14 protein-coding genes are annotated in these 14393 nt (G+C 64.2%); 10 read left to right on the top strand and 4 right to left on the bottom strand.

Going from position 1 to position 14393, the window contains the following annotated elements:
- The 4 genes from B4E36_RS00140 to B4E36_RS00125 form a co-directional block, all read left to right on the top strand.
- Positions 1-1015 (top strand): CaiB/BaiF CoA-transferase family protein (locus B4E36_RS00140; RefSeq protein WP_345899833.1); only part of this gene is annotated, 1015 nt, incomplete at its 5' end.
- Positions 1012-1641 carry a carboxymuconolactone decarboxylase family protein gene (locus B4E36_RS00135; RefSeq protein ID WP_292057827.1) on the top strand — a complete coding sequence of 210 codons (630 nt, stop codon included), beginning with the start codon at positions 1012-1014 and terminating at the stop codon, positions 1639-1641. The genes B4E36_RS00140 and B4E36_RS00135, both read left to right, overlap by 4 nt.
- On the top strand, positions 1641-2270 hold the full coding sequence (locus tag B4E36_RS00130; RefSeq protein ID WP_292057826.1) for a flavin reductase family protein: 630 nt from the start codon (positions 1641-1643) through the stop codon (positions 2268-2270). The genes B4E36_RS00135 and B4E36_RS00130 overlap by 1 nt, the downstream gene beginning before the upstream one ends.
- The gene (locus B4E36_RS00125) at positions 2267-3031 is read left to right on the top strand and encodes an enoyl-CoA hydratase/isomerase family protein (protein WP_292057823.1); all 765 of its coding nucleotides are present in this window, start codon (positions 2267-2269) and stop codon (positions 3029-3031) included. Before B4E36_RS00130 ends, B4E36_RS00125 begins: the two co-directional genes overlap by 4 nt.
- On the opposite strand, the gene B4E36_RS00120 is transcribed toward B4E36_RS00125, so the two are convergent.
- From B4E36_RS00120 to B4E36_RS00110, 3 genes are all read right to left on the bottom strand, one after another.
- Positions 3032-3778, bottom strand: coding sequence for a GntR family transcriptional regulator (locus tag B4E36_RS00120; RefSeq protein WP_018064576.1), 747 nt, complete (start codon positions 3776-3778; stop codon positions 3032-3034).
- Between the two features lie 102 nt (positions 3779-3880).
- Complete coding sequence (locus B4E36_RS00115; RefSeq protein WP_292057819.1) at positions 3881-4531, bottom strand: glutathione S-transferase; 651 nt, start codon at positions 4529-4531, stop codon at positions 3881-3883.
- 17 nt (positions 4532-4548) lie between these two features.
- Positions 4549-6627 (bottom strand): 3-hydroxyacyl-CoA dehydrogenase NAD-binding domain-containing protein, encoded by a 2079-nt coding sequence (locus B4E36_RS00110; RefSeq protein ID WP_345899832.1) that lies wholly within the window; start codon positions 6625-6627, stop codon positions 4549-4551.
- A 110-nt stretch (positions 6628-6737) separates the two neighbouring features.
- Between B4E36_RS00110 and B4E36_RS00105 the strand changes: the two genes are divergently transcribed.
- The 6 genes from B4E36_RS00105 to B4E36_RS00080 all read left to right on the top strand — a co-directional run bounded on the left by B4E36_RS00105 (position 6738) and on the right by B4E36_RS00080 (position 13236).
- Positions 6738-7934, top strand: coding sequence for a CoA transferase (locus tag B4E36_RS00105; protein WP_345899831.1), 1197 nt, complete (start codon positions 6738-6740; stop codon positions 7932-7934).
- A gap of 73 nt (positions 7935-8007) precedes the next feature.
- Entirely contained in the window at positions 8008-8850 is an 843-nt protein-coding gene (locus B4E36_RS00100) for an alpha/beta fold hydrolase (protein WP_292057812.1), read from the top strand.
- A 213-nt stretch (positions 8851-9063) separates the two neighbouring features.
- Positions 9064-10131: an ABC transporter substrate-binding protein gene (locus B4E36_RS00095; protein WP_292057810.1), complete on the top strand. Its 1068-nt coding sequence runs from the start codon at positions 9064-9066 to the stop codon at positions 10129-10131.
- Positions 10132-10189: 58 nt separating this feature from the next.
- A complete protein-coding gene (locus B4E36_RS00090; RefSeq protein WP_292057808.1) occupies positions 10190-11194 on the top strand; it encodes a FecCD family ABC transporter permease in 1005 nt (334 codons plus the stop codon).
- Positions 11187-11945, top strand: a complete 759-nt coding sequence (locus B4E36_RS00085; protein WP_292057806.1) for an ABC transporter ATP-binding protein — start codon at positions 11187-11189, stop codon at positions 11943-11945. The genes B4E36_RS00090 and B4E36_RS00085 overlap by 8 nt, the downstream gene beginning before the upstream one ends.
- Entirely contained in the window at positions 11938-13236 is a 1299-nt protein-coding gene (locus tag B4E36_RS00080; protein WP_292057804.1) for a hypothetical protein, read from the top strand. The genes B4E36_RS00085 and B4E36_RS00080 overlap by 8 nt, the downstream gene beginning before the upstream one ends.
- Positions 13237-13369: 133 nt before the next feature.
- Here the strand turns inward: B4E36_RS00080 and B4E36_RS00075 are convergent, their stop codons facing one another.
- Positions 13370-14323 (bottom strand): AraC family transcriptional regulator, encoded by a 954-nt coding sequence (locus B4E36_RS00075; protein ID WP_292057802.1) that lies wholly within the window; start codon positions 14321-14323, stop codon positions 13370-13372.
- Between the last annotated feature and the right edge of the window lie 70 nt (positions 14324-14393).

The raw sequence follows: 14393 nt of genomic DNA, 5'->3' as shown, positions 1-14393 counted from the left end.
GCCGACCAAGGAATCGGGCTATTATCTTTCGGTCAATCGGGGAAAGCGCTCGGTCGCGCTGGACCTGAAATCGGAAGAGGGCCGCGCCGCCGTGCGCGCGCTCGCCGCCCGGTCCGATATCGTACTTGAGAATTTCAAGGCCGGAACACTGGAGCGGATGGGGCTTGGATATGAGGCTCTGCGGCAGGTAAACCCGCGCCTGATCTATTGCTCGATTACCGGCTTCGGCCTTACCGGACCGATGAAGGACGATGCCGCATACGACTTCATGATCCAGGCCATGGGCGGGCTGATGAGCGTAACCGGCGCGCCCGACGATACGCCCGGCGGCGGCCCGCAGAAGGTGGGCGTCCCGATCGTCGACATCATGACCGGCATGTATGCCACGATCGGGGTGCTGGCGGCGCTCGCCAATCGCGAGAAAACCGGCAAGGGCGATCATATCGACCTCGCCATGCTGGACGTCTCGGTGGCGATGCTCGCCAATCAGGCGATGAACTATCTGGTCTCGGGCACCCCGCCGGTCAGGCGCGGCAACCGGCATCCGAACATCCAGCCCCAGAATGTCTATCCGGTGGCCGACGGACACATCGTGCTGGCCGTCGGCAATGACGGACAGTTCCGCAAATTCGCCGAGGTGATCGGCATGCCGGAACTGGCCGACAATCCCGATTTCGCCACCAATCCCGGCCGGGTGGAAAACCTGCCCGCGCTGGAGGCGATCCTGCTTGAGGCGCTGGCGAAGAATGGCGTTGATCACTGGGTTGCGGCCTTCGCCAGGGCCGGCGTCCCCTCCGGGCCGATCAACACCGTGGATCGCGTCTTCGAGGAACCGCAGGTTCAGCACCGAAAGATGCTGCGCGACATCCCGCATCCATTGAGCGGAGATCTGAAACAGGTCGTCAGCCCCCTGAATTTCCGCAACGCGCCTCTGTCCTTCGACAAGGCCCCACCGCTCCTCGGCGAACACACGGACGACGTTCTGCGCGCGCTGGGACTGGAGACAACAGCATGAACGACCAGACCACGCCTGCCCGCCCGAACGGAGGCCGGATCAGCTTCCCCACGCCCGATACGATGACGGCAGAACAGCGCCAGGTCTACGAGCAGATCGTCTCCGGCCCAAGGGGGACGCTGGTTGGTCCGCTGCGCGCGGCGCTGCACAATCCGGCGCTCGCCGACCGCTGGCAACGCCTGGGCCAGGTGCTCCGGTTCGAGACATCTATCCCCACGCATCTCAACGAACTGGCGATCCTGGTAACCGCGCGGCGCTGGAACAGCGATCTGGAATGGGGCATTCACGCCGGCGACGCCGAACGCGCCGGACTGCCCCAGGCTTACATGCAGGCGATCCGCGATGGGGATTCCCCCGATTTCGGCAACGACGACGCGGCCCGCGAGGTCTATGAATTCGCCCGCCAGCTGCTGCAGACCGGCAATGTCGAGGATGGCGCCTATGACGCCATTCTTGTCCGCTGGGGAGAGATGGGCGCGGTCGAACTGACGGCGGTCATCGGCTATTATTCAATGGTGGCAATGACGCTGAACGTCCATCGGGTTCCCCTGCCCGCCGGCATGGACGCGCCCCTTGACGGTCCCCGCGGCCAGCTCTTCACCATGCCTCCGGCGAAGGAGAGCTGATGTTCTACGATCCCCGCCATCAGCCCCACGGCCTGCCGCACAATCCGTGGCTGGCCCTGATCGTGCCGCGGCCCATCGGCTGGATCTCGACCCTGTCGCCATCGGGCGTGGCCAACCTTTCGCCTTATAGCTGCTTCAACGCGATTTCAGGCAAGCCGCCCTTCGTGATGTTCTCCTCCGACAGCCCCAAGCACAGCTATACCAACGCGGAGGCGACGGGCTATTTCTGCGTCAATATCGCAACCTACCCGCTGCGCGAGGCGATGAACCTGAGCTCCGCCTCATGGCCGGAGGGCGTGGACGAATTCGCCGAGGCCGGGCTGACGGCCGTGCCCTGCGAAAACATCCCCTGCCCCCGCGTGGCACAATCGCCGGTGGCCGTGGAATGCATCGTGTCGCAAACGCTGACGCTGACGCCCTCGACCGGAGCCGAATGTACCAATCGCATCGTCATCGGCGAGGTGGTCGGCATCCATATCGATGAAAGCGTGCTCAGCGATGACGGGCTTGTCGATGTCGAGCTGCTGCAGCCGCTCGGTCGGATGGGCTATATGGAATACACGGTCCCGCCGCGTTCGTTTACAATGACACGGCCCCTCCTGGACCCGGACGGAAAGATCAAGCCATGAGCCATGAAACACTCAGGCTGACTGTGGCGGACCACATCGCCACCATTACCATCGCCCGCCCGCCGGTGAATGCGCAAAACAACCGCTTTCGCGAGGAACTGGCCGAGGTGGTGGACAGCCTCGGCGACCGGCCCGACGTGCGCGTGATCGTCCTGACCGGCGAGGGCAAGGCTTTTTCCGCCGGCGCGGACCTCTCCGAGCGTCCGACCCAGGAGCCGGGACATTACACCGCCCACAACCGCCGCGTCCGGGCGAGCTTTGACTGCCTGCTGGAATGCCCCAAGCCGATCATCGCCGCCGTCAACGGCGCGGCCATCGGCGCCGGCTGCGTGACCGCGCTCTGCTGCGATATCATCGTGACCTCGGAAAAGGGCTTCCTGCAGATGACCGAGGTGAATGTCGGCCTTGCGGGCGGGGTCGCCCACATACGCCGCCATTTCGGCGAGAGCGACGCGCGGCTGCTGATCATGACGGCACGGCGCTTCTACGGGCCCGACCTGCTGCGCATGAACGTCGCCTCCGCATGCACCACGCCCGAGGAGCTGATGCCGACCGCGATCGGCATTGCCGCCGACATCGCGAAGGCCAGCCCCTCCGCCGTGCGCGCGGCCAAGCGCTCGTTTCAGGTCACTGAGGGCATGTCGATCTACGACGCCTATCGGTTCGAGCAGACCCAGACAAAGGCGCTGTCGACCACTGACGACACCGCCGAGGCGATGGCCGCCTTCCGCGAGAAACGCCCGCCGGTCTTCAAGGGCTGATCAGCGCAGCTTGACCTCGATCTTCATCATGTCGCCGCGATAGATGCCGTTGGCCAGGAGGACAATATCGCCGTGCTGGTCGACGGCGATACGCTGGACCTTGGCGATGGGGTCGCCGATCGAAACGTTCAGCTCCGTCGCGGTCTCGAGATCGGCGGAGCCGATGGTGACGATCTGGACGGCATCCTCGATCGTGTGGCCCGGAAGGTCGTGGGCGATCCGCATGGCGGTGATGCGCGAGTAGGATTCATCCGGTATCAGCGGCGAGATGCGCTCGTCGACATAGACATCGCCGATCATGAAGGGCGCGCCGGCGCGACTGTGACGTCGCTTCAAATGCCGGTATGACGGCGCCGGCCTGCCGATATCGCTCTCGCGGCGGGGCAGCATGACGCCGCGCTCATCGCCCAGAATGTCGATCGTCGCATTATCCCGCGCGATCAGCAGACCGGACCAGTCGGTCTTGACCTCGCACCACAGGTCGCGGTTCGGACGCTCGACGACGAAGGTGCCCTTGGCGCGATACCGCTCGATCAGGCCCTCGCCCTCGATGATATCCAGCGCCTGCCGGATGGTCATGGTGGCCACGCCGCATTGCTCGGCCAGCTCCTTCACGGTCGGAATTTTCGCGCCAATGTCCCATTCGCCCGTCTCGATCCGTCGTCGGAACAGGCCGGCCAATTGGATGTAGCGCGAGACATTGCTCTTCTGCAGCGCTATTGCCGTCGCGTTTGTCATCGAAGTCATAGTCTGCACCTTCGTCCTTTTTTCGTTTTTCACCTTAGCCGTCCGGCGCGGTGTCATAAAGGGCTAAGCTAGACTTTTGATACAAGTTGCGACCGCAAGGCCTTAACCATCGAAGCGCAGTTTCCCGGCGGTCACGTCGGCGCCGTCCGGCGCGTCATCCACGATCGCCGTGGCTGCGACCGACGAACGCGCGGCCCAACCCGCCTCCGCCTTCGCAAGTTGCGGGAAATGATCGCGCCAGTTCGCGTCGCTCCAGCGGAAATCGAGCTGCCCCAGGGCACAAACGATTGCGACATGGCCCAGGCCGAAGGGCGTTGCCGCCAGCGCCGGGGTCTCGGCCTCCAGCGTGGCCATGACGGCACGCGCCTTGGCGTGCCAGCCCTCGGTCACGGCATCCCAAGGACCGGAGGGACGGGAGAGTTCCGTGCGCCACAGCAGCAGCAGATCGATCAGCCCGTCGCCGAGTGCCTGCCAGCGCAATTGCACAAAGCGTCTGTCACCCAGGAGGCTGCCGCCCGCCCGGTGATCGAGGTATTCGCAGATAACGCGACTGTCGAACAGCGCGGTGCCATCCTCGATGACCAGCGTCGGGATCTTGCCGAGAGGATTGTCGGCCATGACCGCGGCGTTCGGGGGCAGATGCATGGCGACGACGGAGCGGACCTGTTCGACCTGGCCCAGCTGTCCCGTTTCGTGCAGCACGATCATGACCTTGCGCACGAAGGGCGAGCGCGGCGACCAATGCAGTTTCATCACATGCTTCATGAAGGTCAGCCTTTCCGTTCTTCAACGATATCGTGCAGCACCTTGTCCACGGGACCGGCGGCGAAACCGTGGCCGATCGCCTCTGCCAGCCGCGCCTGATCGCCGGCGATGACGGCGCGATCCTGATGGGCGGCCCACCAGAGCGGACCGCCGCGAAAGCGCGGAAATCCATAGCCGTTGCAGAGCGTCACATCCACATCCGATGGACGCTGCGCCACGCCTTCTGCCAGAAGAAGCGCAGCCTCGTTGACGATGGCGGCGAGGAGCTGTCGCTGAATGGCGGCGGCGTCGATTTCGGCGGGCGCGATGCCCGCTGCCTGCCGCGCCTCGGCGATCACGTCTGCAACCAGATCGGAGGGTACGGGCTTGCCTTCGGGATAATCATACCAGCCGCCCTTGGTCTTGCGGCCAAGCCGACCCATCTCGCACAGTGTATCCGGAATGGTTACATAGCGCGCGGCGGGGTCGCGCGTCGGCGCCTGCCGCTTGCGCATGGCCCAGGCGATGTCGAGGCCCGACATGTCGGCGACGGCAAACGGACCCATGGCGAAGCCGAAGGCCGTCGCGGCCCGGTCCACCTGTTGCGGCGTTGCGCCATCCAGCACCAGCAATTCGGCGCGACGCCGATAGGCGGCGTAGATGCGATTGCCGATGAACCCCTCGGCGACGCGCGCGACCACCGGCTGCTTGCCGAGCTTGCGCGCCAGTTTCAGCGCGGTCGCAAGCGTGGCGTCGTCGGTGGCATTCGCGCGCACCACCTCGATGAGCGGCATCACATCCGCCGGGCTGAAGAAATGCAGCCCGACCACGCGGCCCTTGTGCGCGAGCCCTTCGGCCATCGCGTCGATATCCAGATAGGAAGTGTTGGTGGCAAGCATCGCATCCGGGGCCAGCACGCGCTCAAGCCGCCCGAGAACGTCGCGCTTGACCGCCATGTCCTCGAACACGGCCTCGATCGCAAGGTCGCACCGCGACAGCGCCGCATAATCCGTCGCGCCGGTGAGGGCGGCGTTGCGGCGGGCGGCCTCGTCAGGCGCCAGCCGGCCCTTTTCGACCGCCGCGTCAAGGCTGGCCCGAACGGCGGACACGGAATTGGCCAGACTATCCTCATCGCGTTCGATGAGAATGACCGGAAGGCCGGTGGCGAGGAAGCAGCGCACAATCCCCTGCCCCATCGTGCCGCCGCCGATCACGCCGACCGACCCGATCGCGCGCGCAAGCCCCATGTCCAGCCCTTCCACCACGCCCGCGCGACGCTCGGAGAAGAACAGATGCCTGAGCGCGGTTGCATCCTCGCCCAAGCGCAGGCGCTGGAAGACCGCGCGCTCATCCGCCAGCGCGTCACGTCCATCCGCCTCGGCGGCACGGCGGATGAGTCGGATCGCCTCCGCCACGTTGGGACGGCCCTTGCCACGGCGTAACGCCTTGTCCGCCGCCGCCTCGACCGCGGCCGGATCGTCCGCCGGAGGCGATATTGCCAGCGCTGCGCGCTTGGGGCGGACGGTTTCGGCCAGGAAGGCCAGCGCGCCCGCAAGAAGATCACCCGCGACCACGCGATCGACGAGACCGATGGCGGCGGCCTGATCCGCCGGAATGCGGCGGGCGGCGCTGATCAGATCGATCGCGCGGGCAAGCCCCGTCAGCCGCGGCAGGCGCTGCGTGCCGCCCGCGCCCGGCACGAAACCGAGGCCGACTTCGGGCAGGCCGACCATCGTGTGCGGCGCGGCCAGCCGGTAATCGCAGCCGAGCGCCAGCTCCAGCCCGCCGCCAAGCGCAACGCCATGCATGGCGGCCACGACGGGAAAGGGCGTGTCCTCGACCAGCCGGATCACGTCGGGCAGTTCGGGCCATTCCAGCTTGCTGTCGAATTCCTTCAGATCGGAACCGGCGATGAAGCAGCGCCCGTCGCCGATGATCACCGCGCCGCTCGCGCCGTTGCGCGCCGCTTCGGCAAGCCCGTCCGCCAGACCCTTGCGCACCGCGTGAGAGCCAGCATTGACCGGCGGATTGCGGATCGTCAGAACGGCCACGCCATCGACCATCCGCATCTCCACGCGCGGCTTGTCCTGCTGATCTGTCGGCATGCCGTTTCTCCCTGTTCATTTCATCGAAACGGAACCTAAATTACATTAAGCTAGTTGTATAGCTCTAATCGATGGGGCAAGCTGTCGCCGGCAAACAGGAGGAGACCGCGATGATGCCGTTCGAAAGACTGCGGGTGATCGACGCCACCCATGTGCTGGCAGGCCCGTTCGCGGCCTATCAGATGGCCGTCATGGGCGCCGATGTGATCAAGATAGACCGGCCCGGCGACCCCGATCAGGTTCGTCTGCAAGGGCCTGACAGGGAATTGAGCGCGGCCGGAATGGGCACGACCTATCTGGCCCAGGGCGCCAACAAGCGTTCCGCCGCCCTGGATCTGAAGACCGCCGGCGGCCAGGAGGCGCTCAAGGCGCTTTTGAAGGATGCGGACGTCTTCATCGAGAACTATCGACCAGGCGCGCTCGCCGCGCTTGGTCTCGGCTATCAGGATATTGCGCGGATCAATCCGCGCATCGTCTATTGCTCCGTCTCGGCCTTCGGGCAGACAGGGCCGCGCGGGCCGGAAACCGGCTATGATTTCGTGTTTCAGGCCGTCGCCGGGCTGATGGCCCTCACCGGAACGGAGGAATCCGGGCCGCTGAGGGCCGGGGCGCCCGTGGTCGATTACGCCACCGGCTACATGACCGCCTTTGCCATAACCGCCGCGCTCTATCATCGCGAGCGCACGGGACGCGGCCAGCATATCGATCTTGCCATGTTCGACGCCACGCTGATGCTGATGAGCACCCACGTCACGGCGCTGACGGCGGGCGGCAAAGCCCCTCACCCCGAAGGCAACCGCTTCAACGTGGCCGGCGTCGGCGCCTATGACACGGCGGATGGATTGCTGATGCTGGGCGCCGCGAACATGCGCCAGCAGAAGCGCCTCTGGCTGGCGCTGAACCGCCCCGACATGGTCAAGTCCGCCCATGCGGACCGGATCGATGCCCATGCCGAAGAGGCCGCCGTGCTGCGCGAAGCGATGCTGACCCGAACGGCGTCCGACTGGGAGGCCTTCTTCCGCCGCCATGGCGTGCCGGCGGGCAAGGTGCGGCCGATGGAGGAGGCCCTCGCCGATCCGCAACTGGACCATCGCGGCGTGCTGCAGCCGCTGCCGCAACCCCTCGGTCGCGCCGGGGAATACCGCGTGCCGGTGGCGCCCTTCCTGATGTCCGAAGGCAATCCGACAGTGCGAAGCCCGCCGCCGGCTCTCGGTCAGCATACACGGGAAATCCTGGCCGAGGCGGGCATTGATGACGGGCGGATCGCCGCGCTGATTGCCGAAGGCGCAGCCGTTCAAGCTTTATAAAGTTGTAAAATCATATTTTTGATTTATTGTGAATGCGCCGCGCCTTGCGGCGGAAAACCTTGGAGGAGGAAACATGAAGACCATACTCGCAGCGATGGGACTGACCCTCGCGCTGACAGGAGCCGCGATGGCCGCCGAGATGCAGGAAAAAACCGTCATGAACGGGGATCACCAGGTCGGCTATTCGGTCAGGGGCGATGGGCCGCTGGTGGTGATGATCGCTTCGACCGGCCGCGGCTCGGCCGAGTTCGCCCCGCTCGCCGACCGGTTGGCCGAACGCGGCTACAAGGTAGCCCTGCCCGAACCGCGCGGCATCGGCCAGAGCAACGGCAAGATGGAGGACGTCAGCTTTCACGATTTCGGCGATGACTTCGCCGCCGTGATCGAACAGGAGGGCGGGCCGGCGATCGTCGCAGGCCATGCCTATGGCCAGTGGATCGCCAAGACCGTGGCCGCCGATCACCCTGACCTCGTCAGCGGCGTCGTTCTGCTGGCGGGCGGCGCCAAGTCCTGGCCGCCGGAACTGTCGGACGCGATCACCATGATCAACGACCCGAACTCGACCCGCGATCAGAAGATGCAAGGGCTGATGCTGGCCTTCTTCACCGACGAGGAAACCGCCGAGCCTTGGCTGGAGGGTTGGCATCAGGATGTCACCCAGAGCCAGCGCGCGGCGCGCAAGCAGACCGATCGCGACAGCTACTGGTCGGGCGGCACCGCGCCGATTCTCGACCTGCAGGGCGGTTCCGACCCGTTCCGCCCGGAGGGGTCACGCAACGAGGTGCGCGACGAGCTGGGCGCCGACCGCGTGACGGTCGTGGTGATCGACGGAGCGAGCCACGCCCTGCCCGCCGCCAAACCCGTCGAGACGGCCGACGCCATCGCCGACTGGGCAGACGGCATAGTCAAGCAGTAGGCCCTTGGATCGGACCATCGGGCGCGCCAAGACAGTGCCCGATGGTCGCATTCCTTGTTTGGACGCGACAGATCAACAGGATTATCATCGTTACGGGGCCTCAGATCGGACGGCTTCACTGGCTCAAATAATACTTGACTAGAATATTCATATTTGATTTCTCAAGGCAGGATTTTCGAGCCTTCGGACGAAGGCCTGCCAGAGGAGTCGCGAATGTCAAATCGTCTTGGAATGGTGTCGGCGGTTATCGGGTTGCTTTGCCTTTCCGCACCGGCCGCCGCTCTGGCGGAAAGCGCGTTCACCGATCATCGCGGAAAGACGATCACGTTCCAGACGCCGCCGGAGCGGGTCGTCACGATTGTCCGCTCCGCGCCGATCATCTATCGGGCGGTCGACGGGACGGCCGACCACATTGTCGGGATGAACAAGGACTCCCTCGACCGCTATTTCACCGAGGGCATCTACACCGAAATCATCCCGGAAATGTCGAAGATCAGCACGAGTGCCGCGCAGGAGGGCTTCGTGCCGAACGTCGAGGCGATACTGGCCGAAAAGCCGGATGCGGTGATCCAGTGGACCCACGACGAGAAGCTGATCGAGCCGCTTGAACGGGTTGGCCTGACCGTTGTCGGCTGGCAGTGCTGCACGGAACAGGACAGGCTCGATTACCTGACGCTGACCGGCTACATGACCGGCCGCAACGACCGGGCGCAGGCCATCCTCAAGTCCCAGTCCGATGCTCTCGAAGCGCTCGGCGACAAGGTGTCGGACCTTGAGGACGCCGATATGCCGTCCGTCCTGCATATCGACCAGATCGGCGACCAGTTCCGCGTCATCGCCAACGGCTCGCAGGACCTGTCTCTCAGCGGCGTGACCAACCCGGCGGCCGATGGCAGCGGCGAGTGGTGGCGCACGGTCGACATGGAGCAGCTCCTGGTCTGGAATCCGGACATCATCGTCATTCCGGCCTATGCCGCCGAGCTCAACCCGCAGGATTTCTTCGATGATCCGCTGCTCGCGAACATGGCGGCGGTCAAGGCCAGGCGCGTCTACAAGCAGCCGGTCTTCGCCAGAACCCCGGACGCGCCGGAAATCTTCCTCACCTCGGTCTGGCTCGCGGCGATCGCCCACGGCACCGACTATGCGCCGGAATTCAAGACCCAGATCGAGGATGTCTACGGGCTTATCTACGGCGCCGATCTCTCCGGCGCCCAGATCGAGGCCATTCTCGAAAGCGACAGCAACGCGCCTGCATCCGACTATGCCGAAACCTTCGGCTGAGGCTGTGTCCGAAAACAGGTCTACCGTCCCGGCGGGACGAAAACTGACGACAATTGCCATGCTGCCGGGCCTTATCGCGCTGCTGGTAATGGCAATCCTGTATTCCGTGACGATCGGCCGCTATGATCTTTCGATCAGGGAGGTCGCCCTGATCCTGATCGAAAACATCCATCCGCTCGTCGTGCCCTATTGGGATCCGGTCAAGGAGGTCGTCGTCGAGCAGGTGCGTCTGCCGAGAATACTCGCCGCCGTTCTCATCGGCTTCGGCCTGTCCATTTCGGGGGCGTCGCTGCAGGGGCTGTTCCGCAATCCGCTCGTCGATCCGGGCATCATCGGCGTCACGGCAGGCGCGGGTTTCGGCGGTACGCTTGCCATTCTTCTCGGCCTCCAGGGCTATGGCCTGATGCTGACGGCCTTTCTGTTCGGCCTCGGCAGCGTGCTTCTGGTCAAGCTTCTCTCGACAGTGCGCGGGCGCACCAGCATGCTGACGCTGGTGCTTGCCGGCGTGGTGATCTCGGCGTTCTTCTCGGCGGCGATTTCGATTGCCAAGCTTCTGGCCGACCCGTTCCAGAAACTGCCTTCAATAACGTACTGGCTCATGGGCAGCATCGCATCCAGCAGCTATTCGGACGTGCTGCTGATCCTTCTTTCCGTGGCGCCGGCGTCCATCGCGATCTATCTGCTGCGGTTTCAGATCAACATCATGTCGCTCGGCGAGGAGAAGGCACGGGCGCTCGGCGTCCGCGTCGTTCTCGTCCAATGGATCATCCTTTTGACCTCCGCCCTGATATCGGCCGGGGTTGTCGCGACCTCGGGCATCATCGGCTGGGTCGGTCTTGTCATTCCCCACGTCGCCCGCGCCCTCGTCGGCGCGGATCACCAGCGCATGCTGCCGGTCGCCGGCGTCCTCGGCGCAATCTACCTGCTGATGGTCGACAATCTGGCGCGCACCCTGACCACCGCCGAAATTCCGCTTGGCATCATCACGGCGCTCATCGGTGTGCCGGTCTTCGCGGTCATCCTGCGCCGCCTGCACGCGAAAGGAGGCTGGGCCGGTGATTGAAGCCCGTGACCTCACCGTGGAAAGAGGCGGCCGGACGATCCTCGAAGGATACAACCTCCGCCTCGAAAAGGGCCGCACCCTCGCCATCCTCGGCGCAAACGGGGTTGGAAAGACGACGTTGATCAGCGTCCTGACGGGGCTCATCCAGCCAAGATCCGGAAGGCTCGTGGTTCACGGACAGGTCGGCTTCGTGCCGCAACTCTTCGAAGTGTCTTTTGCCTATTCCGCCCTGGATATCGCCCTGATGGGACGCGCGCGGCATCTCGGGCTCTTCGGCGCGCCGGGACGCAGGGACTACGAGATCGTCCGTCAATTCCTCTCCATGCTCGGCATCGAGGCTCTGGAGGCGCAGGCCTTCAATGCGCTGAGCGGTGGTCAGCGGCAATTGGTGATGATCGCCCAGGCCCTCGCCTCGGAATGCGATCTTCTGGTGCTGGACGAACCCTGCGCGGCGCTGGACTACAAGAACCAGGACAAGGTTCTGGAACTCCTCCACCGGCTGCGGGTCGAGCGCGGCATGACGATCGTCTTTTCCACCCACATGCCGCAGCACGCCGTCGAAATCGCGACGGACGTGCTGCTGATGACCAGCGGGAGCCGCTATGTCTGCGGCCCCACCGGCGAGGCCCTCGACGCCCGCAATCTGAGCGAACTCTACGACCTGCCGATCGCGCGGGCGGATTTTTCCGGCACGAAAAAACATACCTATGCGCCGCTGTTCCGTCACCGGGGAGAGAAAACCGATGCCTGACCTCCGTGCCCCCACAAAGGGAATTGCCTACATCCACTGGGGCAATAGCTGGCAGCTTCGCAGCTTCCGGGATTTCCGCCACCATCTGGACGATCTCATCTACATAGATGACCTGCCGAAGGTGGATCTTTCGGCCTACAAGGCCGTTGTCATGCCCGATGCGATGGATGCCGAGGCAGCCCGGCCCCATGCCGGGCAGCTCAATGCCTACCTGCACAAAGGCGGCTTCCTCGTCGTCATGCTCCAAGGGCATGTGGACTGGCTGGACATTCCCGGTCTGCAATGGACACCGGGCAATTGTCGCGACTGGCTGTGGTGGACGAAGGGGGACAAACTCGAAATCCGGCTGAGCGAGCCGCCCCATCCGATCACGGAGGCGATGCCGCTTGCCCACATGAGCTGGCATTGGGGCGGATCCTACAACGTGCCGGACGGCGCGCGCTCGATCCTGGAGATCGAGGACGACGGCGGCAGCCTCTTCCTTGATTTTCCGGCGCTTCCCGGCGGCGGCCGGCTGTTGCTGGCCTCCCTCGACCCGCATTCCCACAATGGCCAGCGGTTCATGCCGGCAACGACGCGGTTCCTGCAGTCCTTCTACCCCTGGCTGAACCGGGAACTCGGGATCGAAAGGCGAAAGCCGAACCGCTTTACCTATCTCCAGTGCAGCCATGTCCCGAGCGAATGGCAACCCGACTGGATCGGCCCAAGCCTGGAAGCGGAAGGGTTTGAAGTGAGGTTCGCGCCCCTCTACGAGCTCGGCCCCGACCTGCTGGGGGCAACCGACACGCTCTACCTGCCAAGCAGCCACGACGAGATCTTCCTGAAGCGCAGGGCGGACGACCTGCTCGGCTTTCTTGCGCAAGGCGGCAACCTGATCATCTGCGCCGAGCCCTGCCAGCCCTGGCTTCCGTTCATGGCCCCGTTCCGGGCCGTCCCGCCCCGCCCTTTCGCCAATATCAAGGTTCGGGTGCGCGACGATCGCTTCGGAATATTCGGCAATCTTGGCGAAGGCTTCGACGGCTGGAAGGGCATTTACGGCCAATATGCGCGCGGCTGGACGGATGCACCGCCAGGCGCGATCTGGCTGACGGATGTGGGCGCGGAGATGGATCCGAAACCGGCGGACTGGCTCTGGCAGTATCCAACGGACGACGAGCGGGGCGGCTATGTCTTCATGCATAACGGAGACAACATGACCCGCTATCCGGATCACGGACCCGAGAAGGAAGCCCTTGTCGGCAACATAGCCAAGGCTCTCCAGAGACTTTCGATCGGCGACCTGCTGATGTGAGGATTGCATCAAGCCGGCCTCGCGGCTCTTGCCCCGTGCGGCGGATTTTCGTGTCCATCATCTCAACGGAATTCTCCGTGTAGATCAGTCCGCGCACCCGCAACCCGACCGAAAAGCTGCGGATCGATAATATCTAGTCCGCGTCTGCTTCCGGATATTCGACCGGCTCCTTTTGCAGAGCGGGTGGGCTGGTTTCCGTATTCATTGTCATGATGCTGGCGGCAAGGCCGATCTTCCTGAACTCCGTGGGGCTGACCCGGAAATAGCGGCGGAACACCTTGGCGAAATAGTTCGGGTCGGCGAAGCCGGCCATGCCGGAGACTTCCTTGACCGTGTGGTCGCCGCTTGCCAAAAGCCGGGTCGATTGTTTCAGGCGGCGCAGAAGCACGTATTCTGCGGGCGGCATGCCCTCCGACTGTGCAAAGAGCCGTGAGAAATGCGAGCGGCTGAAGCCCGAGATTTCCGCCAGCCTGTCCACCGGCAACGGCTTATCGAGATTGGCATCGATATAATGGATGACCCGCTGCATCGCCCGGCTTTCCACCGGCGGCATGGTGTGAACCCCGAAAACGTCGTCATAAAGCAGCATGGTCACCTCATAGGCGACGGCGGAGGCCCGGGCCGGGGTGTCGGTTTCCGACGAAAGCAGGCGTGCGAGACAATCGGCAAGCTGGTTGACTGTCTCCTCCTTGAGTTTCAGCACCGGGCCGGTGGTCGCCAGAACCGCTCTTTGGATGCGCATTGCCTCCTCGCCGTTGAGCGAAATCCAGAAGAATTCCCAGTAACCGTCCTCCTCCAGCCAGTAACGGTGGTTGTGCGGGATGAGGGTGAGCATGGTTTCACCCGGCCGGACACGATAGGTCTGGTTCTCGAAACGCAGGTTTCCCGCACCGGCAATCGTGTACTGGATCACCGAGAACGGGCTCTGGCCGCGACGCCTTCCATCCCACTGATAATCCGGCTTGGTTCGGATTTCATAGCCGGCGCTGACCGGCATGGCATGCAGGTCCTGATGGCCGCGCGGCAGGGAAATCAGCCGCCCAATCGGCGCTTTTGCCCGCAATTCCTGCAGCACAGAATTACCCATGAAAGCACAATCCCTCTCTGTAATGTTCTCCTGTCTGCTGCATAATGCGCGTCGGGAGTTTGAAAACAAG

Origin of the sequence: Martelella sp. UBA3392 (assembly GCF_002358775.1) — a bacterium.
In the GTDB taxonomy this organism is placed as follows: Bacteria; Pseudomonadota; Alphaproteobacteria; order Rhizobiales; family Rhizobiaceae; genus Martelella; species Martelella mediterranea.
Note: the sequence above shows the minus strand (reverse complement) of the source record. Positions and strands in the feature narration are given on the sequence as shown.

Bases quoted from the DNA above. Each gene is read 5' to 3' on its own strand.
- B4E36_RS00135 (WP_292057827.1), top strand. From the start codon at position 1,012: ATGAACGACCAGACCACGCCTGCCCGCCCGAACGGAGGCCGGATCAGC.
- B4E36_RS00130 (WP_292057826.1), top strand. From the start codon at position 1,641: ATGTTCTACGATCCCCGCCATCAGCCCCACGGCCTGCCGCACAATCCG.
- B4E36_RS00125 (WP_292057823.1), top strand. From the start codon at position 2,267: ATGAGCCATGAAACACTCAGGCTGACTGTGGCGGACCACATCGCCACC.
- B4E36_RS00120 (WP_018064576.1), bottom strand. From the start codon at position 3,778: ATGACTTCGATGACAAACGCGACGGCAATAGCGCTGCAGAAGAGCAAT.
- B4E36_RS00115 (WP_292057819.1), bottom strand. From the start codon at position 4,531: ATGAAACTGCATTGGTCGCCGCGCTCGCCCTTCGTGCGCAAGGTCATG.
- B4E36_RS00110 (WP_345899832.1), bottom strand. From the start codon at position 6,627: ATGCCGACAGATCAGCAGGACAAGCCGCGCGTGGAGATGCGGATGGTC.
- B4E36_RS00105 (WP_345899831.1), top strand. From the start codon at position 6,738: ATGATGCCGTTCGAAAGACTGCGGGTGATCGACGCCACCCATGTGCTG.
- B4E36_RS00100 (WP_292057812.1), top strand. From the start codon at position 8,008: ATGAAGACCATACTCGCAGCGATGGGACTGACCCTCGCGCTGACAGGA.
- B4E36_RS00095 (WP_292057810.1), top strand. From the start codon at position 9,064: ATGTCAAATCGTCTTGGAATGGTGTCGGCGGTTATCGGGTTGCTTTGC.
- B4E36_RS00090 (WP_292057808.1), top strand. From the start codon at position 10,190: ATGCTGCCGGGCCTTATCGCGCTGCTGGTAATGGCAATCCTGTATTCC.
- B4E36_RS00080 (WP_292057804.1), top strand. From the start codon at position 11,938: ATGCCTGACCTCCGTGCCCCCACAAAGGGAATTGCCTACATCCACTGG.
- B4E36_RS00075 (WP_292057802.1), bottom strand. From the start codon at position 14,323: ATGGGTAATTCTGTGCTGCAGGAATTGCGGGCAAAAGCGCCGATTGGG.